Annotated in this window: 11 protein-coding genes; 5 read left to right on the top strand and 6 right to left on the bottom strand. The window is 51.0% G+C overall.

Going from position 1 to position 15,946, the window contains the following annotated elements; all coding sequences use genetic code 11:
• Positions 1-81: 81 nt before the first annotated feature.
• Positions 82-3,432 (top strand): efflux RND transporter permease subunit, encoded by a 3,351-nt coding sequence (locus JMI88_RS08215; protein WP_236022863.1) that lies wholly within the window; start codon positions 82-84, stop codon positions 3,430-3,432.
• Between the two features lie 77 nt (positions 3,433-3,509).
• Here the strand turns inward: JMI88_RS08215 and ybiA are convergent, their stop codons facing one another.
• The 4 genes from ybiA to JMI88_RS08195 all read right to left on the bottom strand — a co-directional run bounded on the left by ybiA (position 3,510) and on the right by JMI88_RS08195 (position 8,317).
• Positions 3,510-3,956, bottom strand: coding sequence for a riboflavin biosynthesis intermediates N-glycosidase (ybiA, locus tag JMI88_RS08210; protein ID WP_201361326.1), 447 nt, complete (start codon positions 3,954-3,956; stop codon positions 3,510-3,512).
• Positions 3,957-4,200: 244 nt separating this feature from the next.
• Positions 4,201-5,241: a DUF4097 family beta strand repeat-containing protein gene (locus JMI88_RS08205; RefSeq protein WP_201361325.1), complete on the bottom strand. Its 1,041-nt coding sequence runs from the start codon at positions 5,239-5,241 to the stop codon at positions 4,201-4,203.
• Between the two features lie 190 nt (positions 5,242-5,431).
• Complete coding sequence (locus JMI88_RS08200; protein WP_201361324.1) at positions 5,432-7,732, bottom strand: peptidase domain-containing ABC transporter; 2,301 nt, start codon at positions 7,730-7,732, stop codon at positions 5,432-5,434.
• Positions 7,733-8,317, bottom strand: a complete 585-nt coding sequence (locus tag JMI88_RS08195; RefSeq protein WP_201361323.1) for a hypothetical protein — start codon at positions 8,315-8,317, stop codon at positions 7,733-7,735.
• A 509-nt stretch (positions 8,318-8,826) separates the two neighbouring features.
• Between JMI88_RS08195 and JMI88_RS08190 the strand changes: the two genes are divergently transcribed.
• Positions 8,827-10,128: an NCS2 family permease gene (locus JMI88_RS08190; RefSeq protein ID WP_201361322.1), complete on the top strand. Its 1,302-nt coding sequence runs from the start codon at positions 8,827-8,829 to the stop codon at positions 10,126-10,128.
• Between the two features lie 19 nt (positions 10,129-10,147).
• Here the strand turns inward: JMI88_RS08190 and JMI88_RS08185 are convergent, their stop codons facing one another.
• Complete coding sequence (locus JMI88_RS08185) at positions 10,148-12,370, bottom strand: sensor histidine kinase (protein WP_201361321.1); 2,223 nt, start codon at positions 12,368-12,370, stop codon at positions 10,148-10,150.
• 343 nt (positions 12,371-12,713) lie between these two features.
• Here JMI88_RS08185 and JMI88_RS08180 point away from each other — a divergent pair, with 343 nt between their 5' ends.
• The 3 genes from JMI88_RS08180 (at position 12,714) to JMI88_RS08170 (ending at position 15,527) form a co-directional block, all read left to right on the top strand.
• Positions 12,714-13,541: a sensor histidine kinase gene (locus JMI88_RS08180; protein WP_201361320.1), complete on the top strand. Its 828-nt coding sequence runs from the start codon at positions 12,714-12,716 to the stop codon at positions 13,539-13,541.
• A gap of 46 nt (positions 13,542-13,587) precedes the next feature.
• Positions 13,588-14,322: a response regulator transcription factor gene (locus tag JMI88_RS08175; protein ID WP_201361319.1), complete on the top strand. Its 735-nt coding sequence runs from the start codon at positions 13,588-13,590 to the stop codon at positions 14,320-14,322.
• Positions 14,323-14,657: 335 nt separating this feature from the next.
• Positions 14,658-15,527 carry a DUF6585 family protein gene (locus JMI88_RS08170; protein WP_201361318.1) on the top strand — a complete coding sequence of 290 codons (870 nt, stop codon included), beginning with the start codon at positions 14,658-14,660 and terminating at the stop codon, positions 15,525-15,527.
• A 155-nt stretch (positions 15,528-15,682) separates the two neighbouring features.
• Here JMI88_RS08170 and JMI88_RS08165 read toward each other — a convergent pair whose 3' ends face one another.
• Positions 15,683-15,841: a hypothetical protein gene (locus tag JMI88_RS08165; RefSeq protein WP_201361317.1), complete on the bottom strand. Its 159-nt coding sequence runs from the start codon at positions 15,839-15,841 to the stop codon at positions 15,683-15,685.
• Positions 15,842-15,946: the final 105 nt, after the last annotated feature.

Here is a 15,946-nt window from a genome sequence, read left to right as displayed (position 1 = left end):
CTATTATAATGCGAGCTTAATAAACGTTTAATAAGTACAGCTATTAAATGGCTATCAGATTATCCGAAAGGAGCAACGGTAATGTCCTTTTTATCAAGGATTAGCCTTGCCAATAAAAGCATAGTAGCCCTGGTCACCATTGCTATTCTTATCTTTGGTGGCTTAACGATCCCGTCGATTAAGCAAGAACTATTCCCATCCATTTCATTCCCAACGGTCTCGGTGGTCACCGTTTACCAGGGTGCCTCACCGTCGATTGTTGAGCACGACATAACCAATCCTCTTGAGCAGAACTTTCAGGGGATCGCTGGGGTGCAGACAATTACTTCGTATTCAAATGAAGGCACATCGATTATCTCCGTTTCATTTGATTACGGGACCGATCTTGATAAGGCGCGCCAGACGCTATCCCAGCGTATCTCGCAGGCCCAGTCGAGCCTACCCGCCAATACGACGCCTCAGGTACAATCGTTTAGCATCGCCGATCTGCCTATTATGCAGCTGGCCGTGACCTCTGATGCCGATGCACAAACCCTGGCCACGCAGTTGAAGCAGAATGTGGTGCCCAGTCTAGAGCGCATCGATGGTATTGGGACCGTCAATGTAACCGGTGTGCGCAACCAGATCGTCAGTATTACACTTGATCCCGATAAGCTTAAGGCTAATGGCATCAGTTCTAGCCAGGTTTCGGGTGCGCTACAGGCTAATAATCTGAGCATACCGGCCGGCGATGTGACCGCCGACGGCAAAACAGTGCCTATCAAAGTTGGCAATACGCTGAATTCTTTGGATGATCTGAAAAACCTGGTGGTCGGCATACATACTACAGGCGTAACGAGTACGCCAGGAGCTGGCGGCGCGACCGGGGGAACTAACGGCTATCCAGGAGCCGGCAGCTCTGGTGGGGCCAGTGGTTTTCCAGGTGCCGGTGGCGCTGGCACAACAGGTAGTAGCGGCAGTTTCCCAGGTGCCGGTGGCGCTGCTGGTAGCAGCAGTTATCCGGGTGCCGGTGGTACAGGCTTGGGTACCGGTACGCCAACCACCACAGCAGCTACCCCTCAGGTAACGCTGGTCAAACTGAAAGACGTAGCTAAAGTCGAAGAAGTGCTCGCGCCTTCGACCTCATTGACACGCACCAATGGCAAGCCTAGCCTGGGACTCTCAATTGTCAAGTCACCCAATGGCAATACCGTCTCCATTTCCAATGCAGTACGCGACCAACTCAAAACCCTGCAGAACAATCTGGGACACAATGCCAGCATCTCGGTCGTCTCTGACCAGGCCCCATCGATCAGCAAATCCATTCAGGATCTGACGCGTGAAGGTCTGATCGGTGCCGTCTTCGCCATCATTGTCATCCTGGTCTTCCTGCTGTCTATCCGTTCGACTCTGGTTACGGCGATCTCGATTCCGCTGTCAATCGTGATTGCATTGATCGGCATCTACGTCGGCAACTACACCCTCAACATTTTGACTCTGGGTGGTCTGACCATTGCGATCGGTCGTGTGGTCGATGACTCGATTGTGGTGCTGGAAAACATCTACCGCCACATGCAGCAAGGTGAGAAAAAAGACGTGGCCATTCCGGCAGCGGTTCGTGAGGTAGCCGGAGCGGTGACAGCTTCAACTCTGACCACGGTAGCGGTCTTCCTGCCAATCGCCTTTACCGGCGGCATTGTGGGAGAGTTGTTCCGCTCCTTCTCGGTAGCGGTAACTATCGCCCTGCTGGCATCGCTATTCGTGGCCCTGACCATTATCCCTGTGCTGGCCTACTGGTTCCTGAAAGCACCAAAACCTGGTAAGGAGAGCAAGCCAGAAAAAGTAACGTTGCTGGAGCGTGGTTATACTGCCCTTGTGCGCTGGGTAACAGGTCGCGGCTGGCAGCGTGCCCTCACACTGATCCTGGCCCTGGCCATTTTGGTCGGCACCTTTAGCCTGATTGGGCGCTTACAGACCAACCTGTTCGGCTCATCCGGCCAGAACACTTATTCGGTCACACTGACCATGCCACCGGCCACCAGTCTGCAAAAGACCGATGAGGCCGCCAGGCAAGTGGAACAGACCCTGCAGGGTTTACCGCACGTTTTAACCAGGCAAACCGTGGTTGGCTCGGCTGGTGCCTTCTCTAGCTTCTTTGGTGGTAGTGGTACCAACACGGCTACCTTCGCGCTTACCGCTGATGCGAATGCGGACCAGGCCGCATTTGAGAAGGATCTGCGTAATCGTCTGAATAGCATCAAAACCGTTGGCACACTGACAGTTTCTGCTGGTGGTGGTGGTGGTGGCGGCTTTAACGGCTCCAATCTGGAAGTCGACGTCAAGGCGTCCGATGATGCTACCCTGCGTGCAGCATCGCAGCAGGTGAAGGGCGAGGTGGCCAAAATTTCAGGTCTAACCGACGTCTCTAGCAACCTGTCGGATGCCGTGCCGCAGATCGAGATTAACGTTGATCCACAAAAAGCGCTGAAATATGGCATGACAGCCGCTCAGGTTGCTCAGAATCTGCGCTCAATCTACAGCGGCACCACTGGTGTAACCAAAATTACGCTGAATGGCACACAGCTCGATGTCAACCTCTACTACGGTACCCCGGTCACCACAGTAGATAAGATCCGTAACCTGACCATCCCTACCACACTGGGCAGCGCTAAAGTGAGCGACCTGGCAACCGTACAGAGCGCCAATGGTCCAACCCAGATCACCCATATCGATGGCAATCGGACCGCTTCGATTACCGCCACCATTACGGATACCAATGTCGGTGCCGTCAGTAGCACTGTACAGCAGCATCTATCCAAACTGACGCTGCCAAACGGCGCCACCTACTCGCTGGGCGGTGTCACAGCACAGCAATCTGACACCTTCAGGAACTTGCTGCTGGCGATGGTAGTCGCCATCCTGCTGGTCTACTGTATCATGGTCGCCACATTCCGCAGCCTGTTACAGCCAATCATCTTGCTGATCTCGATCCCGTTTGCCGCGACTGGCTCATTCATCTTACTGCTAGTCACCAAAACCCCGCTGGGTGCGGCCGCCCTGATCGGTTTCTTGATGCTGGTCGGTATCGTAGTCACCAACGCCATCGTCCTGCTCGACCTGGTCCGGCAGTACCGCACGCAAGGCATGGATGCCCAATCGGCGGTCGTCGAAGGTGGACGCCATCGCTTACGCCCGATCTTAATGACAGCGATCGCCACCATTCTGGCCCTGCTGCCAATGGCGCTCGGCTTTGGTGGTTCCGGCGGCTTCATCTCGCAACCGCTGGCAATCGTCGTGATCGGGGGCTTAACCACCTCCACCATTCTAACACTGCTGCTGGTGCCAACCCTGTATGTTATCGTCGAAAGCATTCGTGGCCGCTCGGGCGGCACCGCACTCACGGAAACTATCGAAGAGAAAGATACAGCAGAGGTGCCCGTGCCAGCGATCTAGCTGACGCCACAACAGCATAAACAAAGGCAGGATCGGTCGAAATGACCGATCCTGCCTTTGTTTATACGCTAAATCGGCTACCGGCCGCGCTCTCTTAATATTGAGCGCACCTCCATCAAGATCTGGCCCAGTTTGTTCTGGCCGCTGCCATCGCGGCCCACACCCCAGTAGTAGTCGCCCGGGGCGTTTTCAACGATTTCCTCGTCGCCGGTAGACAGGAGCAATTCGCGGAGTTCAGCGTGGGTCTCAAATTTGCGCAGCACAGCCCGCAGCATCACATCATCTTTCACGCTTTCCCAGTCAGAACGCAAGGGGCGGCTACGATCGCGTCCCATCTCTGCCGCCTGCTTGGGACTATAAGCTCTGCGCACAGCTTCCTCATGAGGGGTACCCGCAAACTTCTGTGCCTGAAAGTAATGCTCGCTAGTCGGCCACCAGACACCATCAATCTTGATACCATGCCTGGAGAAATTAGAGAAGCAGCCATATGGCTCTTCTCGCGCACTATAAAAGGAAATCATCATCCATGCTCCTTCCTTTAGACAATAATACGCTAGTTTTTAAAAAGTGCTTGAAGGCTATACTTTTCGTGCCTTCGGCCCTGACGCTACGCGCCTACGGCGCTCAAAACGTTTTATACAGTGATGCAGAAAATTGTGCGTTGCACAATTTTCTGCATCACTGTATAAAACGGGTGCGGCCGCGCATGCGGACGCCCGCAAAGGGGCGCTGGGAAGCACAGCGCCATGGGATCAGAAACATTCTAAGTTAATTTTTATAGATGTTGACCGCGCCAATGTTGACGTGTGTATTTAGTCTGGCGCGTGGCGCGTCACCAACCACATTGCTGGCGAACTGGTTCTCAAGAGAACCAATATTGGTATGCGAATGCACCTCAAATGCGGACGTTGACGGTAGGTGCAACTGGATATCACCAATATTGGTATGACAGGCATATGTACCGATAGGGTCTAGCTCGCCAAGAAGTTTGAATGTGCCAATATTATTAGAAATACGGCTTTGACGGCGCAATATGACGTTTCTGGCTTCCACCGACCCGACATTCATTTTAATCTGGAGTTGTCCATCAATGCCGTCCAATTCGATCGAGCCCACATGCTGATGAACCTGAATATCGCAGTTGTGAGGGACAGCAATATCCAGGTCAATACCCGACAGGATGGAAGCACCAGCACGCTGAGCATTATTTTCAGCCCTGATGGTTAGTTGATCGCCTTCCTGGATATACACTAGATTGAGATCTTCTATGCGCGCGAAGCGCCCCTGGGTCCGCTTAGTGGCTTTGACAACAATACTGCTGGCCTCACCACGATGAATATGTAGAGAGCCTACGGGATTATGAATAACGAGTCCCGCCATATGCTGAACCGAAAATGAGCGAGCCGGTTCTTCAGCCACTGCGCTCTTTCCAGTAAAGACCCAGACCGCCACAGCTCCGATGACCAGGAAGATAAGAGGGATAAGTCCTTTGACGCTGGTGGCAAATGACGAAGCAAAAATGATGCCAATCGCGATACCGATCAGCAAGTATATCCATTTCTCGTGCAGTTTAGATTGCTGCGGCCGTAACTTCTCGCCCATCGACGCCTGTGAGCTTGCATAGCCATCTTCATATGCACGATCATATGCCGCGGGATCGGCGGCCAAAGGGGGCTGCCAGGGCTGCTCAGGGGTCGAAGCCTGTTCGCGAGGATCATTGTTAATAGTATGCGGCCAATAGGTCATATCAGGTACCGGCTGCTTTTCAGTTTCCTCGTCAGGAGAAAACATAGATTCCTGACCACCCATGAATAAACACTCCTTACATAGCAGAAATATTCTAGAGGTTACATGTTTTTATCTAGATATTACCATACTCTGTATAGCTGGTGGTGCCTCCTGACGGCGACACGAGGAAAGAAGTAAGGGGCATTCAAAGGACCGTAGCCCTTTGAATGCCCGCTTTATAGGGAGACCTCACAGCTTTGCGCTGGTGGGTTTAGAAGGGAAGCTCTTGTTCGAGTTGGTTGCGCACCAGGTGGGCATAGTGACCGTTCATTTTCAGCAACTCCTCGTGGCCGCCGCGCTCTACGATGCATCCCTTGTCGAGCACCAGGATTATGTCTGCATTGCGGATTGTGCTCAAGCGGTGCGCGATAATAATCTGGGTGCAGGCGAGTTCGGATAGGTTTTGCTCGACGGTTCGTTCAGTGACCACGTCCAGCGAGCTGGTGGCTTCGTCCAGCAGCAGGATACGTGGCTGATTCACCAGGGCTCTTGCCAGGGCCAGGCGCTGGCGCTGTCCACCGGACAGGGCATTGCCACCTTCAGCCACAAAGGTTTCGTAGCGCATGGGCATTGAAGCAATGTCTTCGTGCAGGCACGCCTTTTTGGAGGCTGCAATGATCTGCTCCATATCGACATCTGGATGGGCAAAGGAGATATTCTGGCGAATGGAGCCGCTAAAGATGCCCGACTCCTGGATAACGACACCTAATTGCTCACGCAAGGCCTGGTAATTCATCTTTTGCAGCGAGATACCATCATAAAAGATGTTACCCCCGGTCGGTGAATATAAGCCCAACAGCAACTTGCCCAGGGTACTCTTGCCCGAGCCAGTCTGACCCACTACCGCTATCCTCTGGCCCGGCTCAATGACCAGCGAAATGTCTGTGAGCACATTAGGCAGTTGAGGATCATAGCGGAAGCTCACATTGTTCAGCACAATATGTCCCGTCAGCACTGGTGGGGGCTCAACCTCCTTAATATCTTGCTCAACGCCGGCGCTGTAGACGTCTGCAATACGATCAATATGTGAGCGTACCATCTGCAACTGCACGACGCTACCCACTAATGAGGTCAGCGGCGCCAGAAAAGTGGCTGCCAGCGCATTCAGGGCCAGCATAGTACCTAATTGCAGTTGGCCATTAAGCACTTGCATGGTACCTAACCAGAGCAAGAAAAGGGGAGCCGTAACGTCCAGTATCGACGTTAAGCCATTAATAATGGACAGGTAGGTATTGTGCTTATTGGTAATGTTCAACAGTTTATAAAAGTAATTGAACCATTGATGGAAAGCCTGCATCTCGTAGCCGGCCGCTTTGACGGTTTCAATGCTGGTCAGCAGTTCTGTAACATAGCCCTGAGACTTACCGGCTGCCTCCAGTGTCTGAGTGTTGTACAGGAGGTTGGTTTTGTTAGTAACGAGCATAATGAGTATTTCTAAGCCACCAATAACCAGGACCAGAACTCCAAAGGTCCAGGACTGCCAGAAGAGAATGAACATATAGATGATAACCAGGCCACCATCCAGCAAACTAGAGACTAGTTGAGAACTGACGGTCTCGCGCACCACAGCGTTGCTAGCGATACGTGTCAGAATATCTCCACTGGAACGCTGTTGAAAAAAGCTCAGAGGCAGGTACAGCATATGCTCAAAGAAGTCGGGAAAGACCTTCGTGTCGATGCGATTTTGCAGATAGATGAGCAAGAAAGCACGTAGCAGTGTGATCAGGCTCTCACACACAATCAAAACCAGCAGGCCAATGCCAATAATGGGCATGACGCTGGTTATGCGTAAGGGAAGAATCTGGTCAATAATTACTTTCGTGAGCACAGGCACAATTAGCCCAAAAACCTGCAGGACTATCGAGGCCAATAAGACCTGCAAAAAGATCAGTGGCGCTCGTTGCAGATACTGGCGTCCATAGCTTCTCAGCGTCAGTGAGCGTGGCTCAGCGGCGCGCGAAAAAGTGGCACTGGGCTCCATCATCAGCACGACACCGGTAAAGCCATCGTTGAATTGTGCGGCAGTTAAACGCTTGCGACCAACCGCCGGATCAACCACATCGACATAATGCGGCGTCCAACGTTCGACCACAACAAAGTGGTTAAATTCCCAGTGCACGATCGCGGGTAAACTGACAAAACGAAAATCTGTGCTCTGCATAGAGATCGCGCGCACGCGCAGGCCGTAGTTGCGCGCCGCCTGGACAATACTGCGTGCTGAGAGTCCGTCACGGCCTATATTGTAGTGATTTCTGATCTCATCAACTTTCGTCTTGCGTCCGTAATAACTGAGGAGCATGGCCAGACAAGCAGCGCCACACTCCACCGCATTCATCTGGGTGACGACGGGAACCTTTTTCCGCTTCGCCTCATGCAGATACACCAGGATACGCTGTAACCAGAGCGGTAGGAAGGCAGGCGGCGCCCACGGAGCAGTGGAAGGTATTACAGGACGTTCGGGTTGAGATTGAGGTTCTGGCGAAGCATCATTTTGTCGGGTCGTTCGTTGCATTTAAGAACCTCCTAACAGCATGTCAAAGCCAGGCAAGAGCGCCAGTACTCGCTGCGTACCGATTTGGATGCGCGCCTGAAGTAGCGTACCAGTAAAGATTTGATCATTCGCCGGCACAATCACCTTCATATGCACCGCGACCGAAGGTGCAGTGATCGTCTGTGCGGCACTACAACTGAGCTGATAGTGCGTCTGGATAGCCTCTGGACTGAGCACCAGTGGCTCTAAACCGATCACATGGCCATCGAAAAAGTTGCCAGTGGCTCCAAACTGTGCCAATCCGCGGGTACCGGCACGTACATGATCACTGGAATAAACGGGAACAAAAACCAATGCATCAACTTCGCTTTGCTGAGCATTGATTTTATGCGCACTCTCCTCAACAATACCTGCACCATTGACATAGATAGGGATATGTTCCAACCAGGCAGCAATCCCGACCCCTAGCACCAGTATAAACACCAACCAGACAAAGAGGAAAACTGGTGGAGAAACGATACGTGGTAATACATCGTCTTCGCGCCTTTGCATATAATGCTGTAACGCGTGCTCACGAAAGATAGGTCGTTTTTTTTGTTGTGTCATATGTCTTGATTACCCCGCCACATCTAAAGCAGTCATATGACAAAAACACAGAAGCCAGATCATCTATGCGCCCAACCGTCTCAACCCGGATCAACTATCATACATAGAATTCGCTCCTGTGCCCTTATTCAACTTGCTGCAGGATTACACCCATACAAAAACGGTATCCCTCTAAAGCTCTTGCACTGAATATTTATGATTACAGATTAATTAGTACCCTATAAGCGATTTCCAGTCAAGCTGATCATTGATTTATAGTAGTGCTACAGCTTGACAGGCAGCTCAGTTTCGCGATATCATGGTAGCAGTTATTAATATTCCATCGATTCTATTGACGTACTTTTTATGGAATTTTTCAGGCTTTAGCGTTAGAAATATATCTTCATTGGCAGAAGAAGTCATGTGGTGGCAAAGATAGTTCCCCTTGAATCATTAAGTCTCCAACTCAACTCGACGAAAGAGTCTGTACGACGCTATAGCACAAGCTTACTCATGCACAAGGAAACTACATGTTCAACGTCAAAGGTTACCGACCTTCTGTCAAAACAGAAGTTATTGCAGGCGTCACAACGTTCCTGACAATGGCTTATGTGATGGTCGTCAATCCCCTGGTCCTTTCACAGGGTGGTGTACCATTTGAGCAGGCTTTTACGGCCACGATTATTGCTACGCTGGCTGGTACACTGATCATGGCTCTTTTTGCCAACTATCCGATCGCGGTCGCGCCAGGTATGGGCTTAAACGCCTATTTCACCTACTCACTGGCCCAGGCCCACAAAGGCATGGATTACCATGTCGCCTTTTCAGCTGTCTTCATTTCGGCCATCTTCTTTGTTCTACTTTCACTGACCCCACTACGTTCCAAGCTCATTCAAGCTATTCCATACAACTTAAAGCACGCCATTGGTGCGGGCATCGGCCTCTTCATCGCTTTTATCGGCCTGCGCCTGACCGGACTCGTCCAGGCGAATCCCAGCACCTTTGTGGCGCTAGGGAACCTGCATTCCCCATCGGTCATCCTGGCGGTGATTGGACTGGTCATCACATTGATCTTCATGGTTTTAAATGTGCGTGGTGCCCTCTTTATTGGTATGCTGGTTACTGGCCTGATCGCATTTCTCACGGGCCAGATTCACTTTACCAAAGGCATCGTTTCACTGCCAACCCTGCCCGCTGGTATCGTAGCGTATAATCCTGTCTCAGCCGTCAGCGACATCATTCACTATGGCCTGTACGGAGCGGTCTTCTCATTCTTGCTGGTTACCCTGTTTGATGCCACCGGTACCATTCTGGGCCTGGGCAAGCAGGCTGGTCTGATGGAAGGCGACGTCTTGCCACGGGCCGACCGCGCGCTATTCGCCGACTCAGCCGCCGCTCTAATCGGCTCCATTTTCGGCACCAGCCCGACCTCGGCCTACATTGAATCAGGCGCGGGCATCTCAGCCGGCGGACGTTCAGGACTCACCGCCCTGGTCATTGCCATCCTCTTCCTGGTGGCAGCATTCTTCACTCCCATCATCAGCGCTATCTCTAGCGTTGACGCGATCACCGGTCCAGCCTTGATTATTGTCGGCTCACTGATGATCAGCAACATTCGTCATGTGAAATGGGATAATTTTGATGAGGCATTTCCAGCCTTCCTGGTAATTCTGTCGATGCCATTGACCTCCAGCATCGCCACAGGCCTGGCACTGGGTTTCATCTTCTATCCTTTATTAAAGCTGGTGCGTGGCAAATGGCGCGAGGTGCATCCTCTGATCTATGTCTTCGGACTGCTCTTCCTGGTCCAGATGGCATTTTTCCAGCCATAACAATTGCTATGGCTCGAACCTACATATTTATATCATCGACCAGGGGCAATGAAATATAAAATGTCGTGCCAACATTTTCGCTCGACTCAAACCAGATGCGACCATTGTGGCGCTCAACCAGTTCGCGGCAGAGATAGAGGCCAAGGCCGGTGCCACTGATACCATGCACATTATCCGCGCGCACGAAGCGGCCGAAAATGCGGGCCTGCTGCTGAGCGGGAATACCAATACCCGAATCTTTGATGGCGATCAGGCATTGTTGTTTGCTGAGGGGTTTTGTCAGGGTAATTTCGACCACGCCGCCATCAGGACTATACTTGATGGCATTGTTTAGCACATTGCTTAGCACCTGTTCAAGACGGCGGCTATCAGCATTCACGATGAGATGGTCGGCCTCGTACTTCACACTTAATTGGTGCTGCTCCGTCATCATTTGTGTACGCTTCACGACGCGTTGAGCCAGGGCAACGAGGTCGATGGCCTCGGTATGTAGCTCCAGACGACCGGCATGTAAACGCGACACATCCAGCAAATCTTCGGTCAATTCCACCAGGCGCATGGTGGCCTGATCGATATCTTGAATGGCCTCTAACTGCCACTCATCCAGGGCAGTACCATTGCCGCGTGAAGTCTGAACAATTAAGGTCTGTGCGCAGCCATGCAATATGGCCAGAGGATTGCGCAGCTCATGGGCGGCGATACCAATAAACTCGTCTTTTAAATATTCAGCCTCTTTAAGCGCGGTCACATCCTGGTGGACGACGATCGCCGATAGTTCAGTCTCTTGAGGCGCCAAATCAGCCAGGTGCCGCACCTGAAATTTATCAGGCGCCAGCGCAATAGCATTGACCAGCACAGGTAACGTTGTACCATCGGCATGGCGAATAATCTCCTGATGCTGGTAGACCGTCTCACCTTTCTGTACCGCACGCAGCGTGGCCAGTTGTTCTCCTGGAAGGATACGGCCATTGTTCATAAAGATGCGGATCTGGTTCTCGTCCAGGAAGGATTGCATCGACTGGCCCAGCTTCCATTCCGCCCCAAATACGGTGCGCGTGGCATGGTTCGACATCACAAGTCGAGCATCTTTTCCCTCCACCAGGTAGACGCTGGTGGGCAATTCATCCAGGATCATCTGCAACAGAAAACGCCTGGCTTCGGTGCCAGCATGAATTTGCCGCTCACGCAGCAGACGCTGAGCCTCTGTCGTATCGTGCCAGACCACAACAGCTTCAGAAATAGCTTCCTGTGACGAGGCCTGATTGGCATCGCCCAGCGGAGCCGAGTTCTTATACAGTTCATCCCAATGCAGAGGTGCAGCATTAATCACATAATCATGCTGCTCATGGGACTTATCAATCACGGAGATAGTGGCCTCTTCTTTAACCTGCTTGCTCAGGGCAGTAGCCGCCGGCAGGTAAAGCATCTGATCCAATATATGTTGCCCATCAGGTAGTTGTAGCAATTGCTGACGCAACCGGCGGGCACGCTCATTCTCGCGTATAATGTTGCCCCGCTGATCAACCAGGATCACTCCATCCGCAATGCTCTGGAAAAGCGCATCCATCTCCCGAGCGCGCATCTGCATAGCTTGATAGAGGCGTGCATTCTCCAGGGCGACCGCCGCCTGCGCGGCCAATCCTTGCAGGAGCCGCTCGTCGTCCGCGGTAAAACGATCGGGTGCAGGATGGCCCAGCAACAAACCTCCGCGCACCTCGTCATTTCTATCCAGCAGAGGAACTCCCAGAAAACTACAGATCACCGGGTGCATAGATGGAACACCTACCAGGCGCAGTTCATTGACGGGCGCGTTGCCATGGGCGAACTTGAAAGCCACTTCTCGCGCCTCTTCATGAGAGTAAGTAGTACTGCGGGTATGCATAGACGCCAGCTTCATCGCATTCCCCACCCGCACAGGAACACCGTAGCGAAAAATAGGGGCCAGTAGTCCTTCACCACCTAGATGGATCTTGCGAAAGAAATCTTCTTGCTCTTTGGTCACACCAACAACCGCGGCCAGGTAAAAGAGATTTCCCTCCGCAGGCACCAGCGCCACCCCCTGCTCATTCACCGGGCGCAGCGTAAAGGCCGCATAGGCGGCCCCGGTCAGATCCGTTGCCGTCTGTGCAATTAGATGAAGAAGGCGCGACTCATTCTTTTCGCTCATCAAAGCCACACTTACCCGACTCAGAGCATCAAAACGCTCTACTTCTGAGGAAGCCTTCTTCTGAAATTGTTCCATAACATCGCCCTTTTCCACATGAAAATATGTAGATAAAAAAAATATGTAGATAAAATAGTATATCAAGTATAGGCTATATATATTGTGATTTCATTGTGACGCCAACGGGCATCTTACTCTTTCTCTTTAGAGCGTTCCAATCTATAATCTATAGTAAAGCACAAGTGTGTTGCTGACAAGGGTTTGTACATTGAAAATTGTCGACCGGATTGAACATCTAAGAGGTGTAGCGATTTTTCAAGGAGCACGCCTTATATACATCCTTTATTAGCTTGGGGATATCAGAAAAATTATGCCAGGGAAAGAACAAGAATTGGTAGGAAAAACGGTAAGGAATATATCCATGACCGATGATCACAAAGGAAATGAGCAACCTGATACAATTTCAGATCGACATTTTTCTGCACAATTCTTAAATGCTGAATTACTCGCAACCCTTAGCCATGAATTGCGCGGCCCACTGGCTATCATTAAAGGCTATGTAACCACGCTTTTACACTATGATCAAATAATTGACCAGAATGAACGCACAGACTTTCTCAGAGCTATTGATGAAGGGAGTAATCGACTAGCTGCCAGTATCGACCGACTGATGGAACTGGCGCAAATGGAAAGTGGCACCATCGTCCTTAATTCTGCTACGATCAGTCTGCCCCATCTGCTGCGCACGGCTATCACAAAAGTTGAGCGTACCGCGCCCGGCCGTCAATTTCGCCTCCTGCATTCCTCATGCGTAGGAATGCCACTTGCACACGATATACTGCTCCAGGCAGATCAGCATCATCTGTTGACCGCCTTCGAAAATATACTTGATAACGCGCTTAAATATTCAGATAGCAATAGCTCGATAGACATTACGCTTTCACCTGTATGTACAGACGAGGAAAAAGAGCGCCTGACAGTTCATGGAGATGTAGATGCCAACAAGATGATCGCGGTTACCGTGCGCGATTACGGTACCGGCATTCCTACAGATAAGCTTGAACAGATTTTTGGCCGTTTCCAACGCGTTGAACTGGGTCTGACCCGTGAGATCAACGGGCTGGGCCTGGGATTAACGATCAGCAGGTATCTGATTGAGCTTCACCATGGCAGCATCTGGGCGGAAAGCACTGTTGGCGTAGGAACCACTATACATATCCTTCTGCCCATCAGCAGCGAAGTAGCGTAAAAACTTTATGCCTGTGCACAGTATTCATTAAAAAGGATTGAACCCTATGACTTCAAAAAAGACCAGAATCCTGACAGCTGACGATGATCCACAGTTACTACGCCTCGTCTCTCGCAACCTGGAGTTTGATGGCTATGAAGTAGTAACTGCCCGCGATGGTCAGGAAGCCCTGGAGATGATTGAAGCACATCATCCCGATTTAGTTCTGCTCGACGTGATGATGCCCCGCATGGACGGCCTGACCGTCTGCCAGCATGTGCGTGAGTTCTCGGCGGTACCAATCATTATCATTACGGCGCGCGGCCAGGATAGTGATAAAGTAAAAGGGCTCGATCTAGGGGCCGACGACTATCTAACCAAACCGTTTAGCATTGAGGAGTTGCTGGCTCGCGTCCGAGCAGTCCTGCGGCGCACACAGTTTATGTCGCATGAGCAAACCCACGCGGCCCGCACAGTCACACAAATTGGTGATCTAACCATTGATTATGCTCAACGAAAAGTGCAGATGGGAGAAACAGAAATTATCCTGACACCAACCGAATATCGCATTCTGGCTTACCTGACCCAGAATGCAGGACGGGTAGTGACGCAGGACCTGCTCCTTGAGCATGTCTGGGGCAATGAATATGTGGGCGAGAGCCATATGCTGCAAGTCAATGTCAATCGCTTACGGCGCAAGATAGAGCCAGACCCAAGCCGTCCAAACTATATTTTGACGAAGATCGGTATCGGCTATCAATTTGCTACCAATCCAGGCAAGGTTGGCCAGGCCACTAATTAACCATAGCATCAAAAAAAGTTTTAGTCAGACAATGGTGCAAAAAAAGCTCGCTCAGTGAGCTTTTTTTGCACCATTGTCTGACTAAAGATATGGACTTCAAACACATTTTTATGTGATGGTACAAACAATGCGCCCGGCGCACTGTTTGTACCATCACATAAAAATAGTGCGGCCGCGCATGCGGACGCCCGTATGGGAGCGCTTTGCTTCCCATGGTGATGGGAAGCAAACGCATCATCTATTTCACCACACATCTATATGCATACTCACTGGTGGGATGTATAGTGTATAATACGACAAAGCAAAGGACATATGAACGGAGGCCAGACAAAAGCGTGAAGTCACAACAAGATACACAAAATATCGATAATGAGTTATCATCACCATATTATGCCGAAGTACAGCGACTGGCAACGGCCTATACATTAGGAGAACGGTGCTCATCCTATACTCAATCAACTATTAATGGCGCGAGATTGCTCATCAATGCCATTGTCTGGTTTGCCATCAGTATCATTGGACTCTTCTTTCTGGCCGATGCCGTGCGCAAAATTATACTCAGCCAGACGCTGGCTGATCCCCCAACCCTGCGCTCCATCGGGGCCATTGGCGTAATTAGCCTGATTCTTCTCCTTGGCTGTTTGTTGCAAGGGTGGCGCAATCTGCGCGAATATAGCTATCGCCATCGTGAGCAGGTCCATGTATTTGAGGACGGCTTTGTCTTTTTAGAGGGGCGTCAACAAAGCCATGTGCTACGCTGGGACAATATTGAAAGCCTCATGCGTGGCAGCCTGAACTCCAAACATCCAGACCACGTAATCAACGATACACTCTCGTTTATCACTGATAAGGATGTATTACTGGTGCTGGAGCCCAAAGTGCAACAACGCACCGAACTCTGTGATACGATTGAACGCGCCTACACCAACTATCGTTATCCAGGGATGCTTGAGCTCTATCGCCTGGGCGAGGATCTAGAATTTGGAGACCTGATCATCAATCAGGAAGAGATCAGCCATGTACGCGCCAATAGCGAAGAAGAAGAACAGCTCCCCTGGGACGAGATTGAATCCATTGAGGTGGGAGAAACTTATACGCGCGTCTACAGCAAAGACGATCCCGACCATGCCTGGTTCGAAGAGTTGACGGCTGATGTGGATAATGCTCTTATTCTGAAAGAGTTGCTTCCGATTATTTTCCAATAAGAGGTGCCCCTACGGCGGCGAAAATATATAAATAGTATGAACGACGAAAAGATGCGCCATCCGGCGCATCTTTTCGTCGTTCATACAAATAAAAACCATAGGTTCGGACGAGCATGCCGGGGCATGCTCGTCTCCTCCTTGCCTCCGATTTTGATTTAAAGGCGAGACATGGCGGAGATGTCGTGGGTCAGGCGATCCAGTTGTGAACCAACCAGGATAAAGTCTCTGACTGCTTCTCGAATTGGCGTATCTATCCGCTGCTCGGCTAATTCATGCGTGCGCAGCAGCAGCAATGTCTGCAAAGAACCTTGCACAACCTTCAAGCTTTCCTCTTACGTATGCCACTAATGATGGCAGACCGATCTAATCTCAAATTAGTGGTGATATAAGTCAGAAATGCGCCAGATAACTTATAAATA

This window comes from Dictyobacter formicarum (genome assembly GCF_016587435.1).
This window is presented reverse-complemented; position numbering and strand designations above follow the sequence as displayed.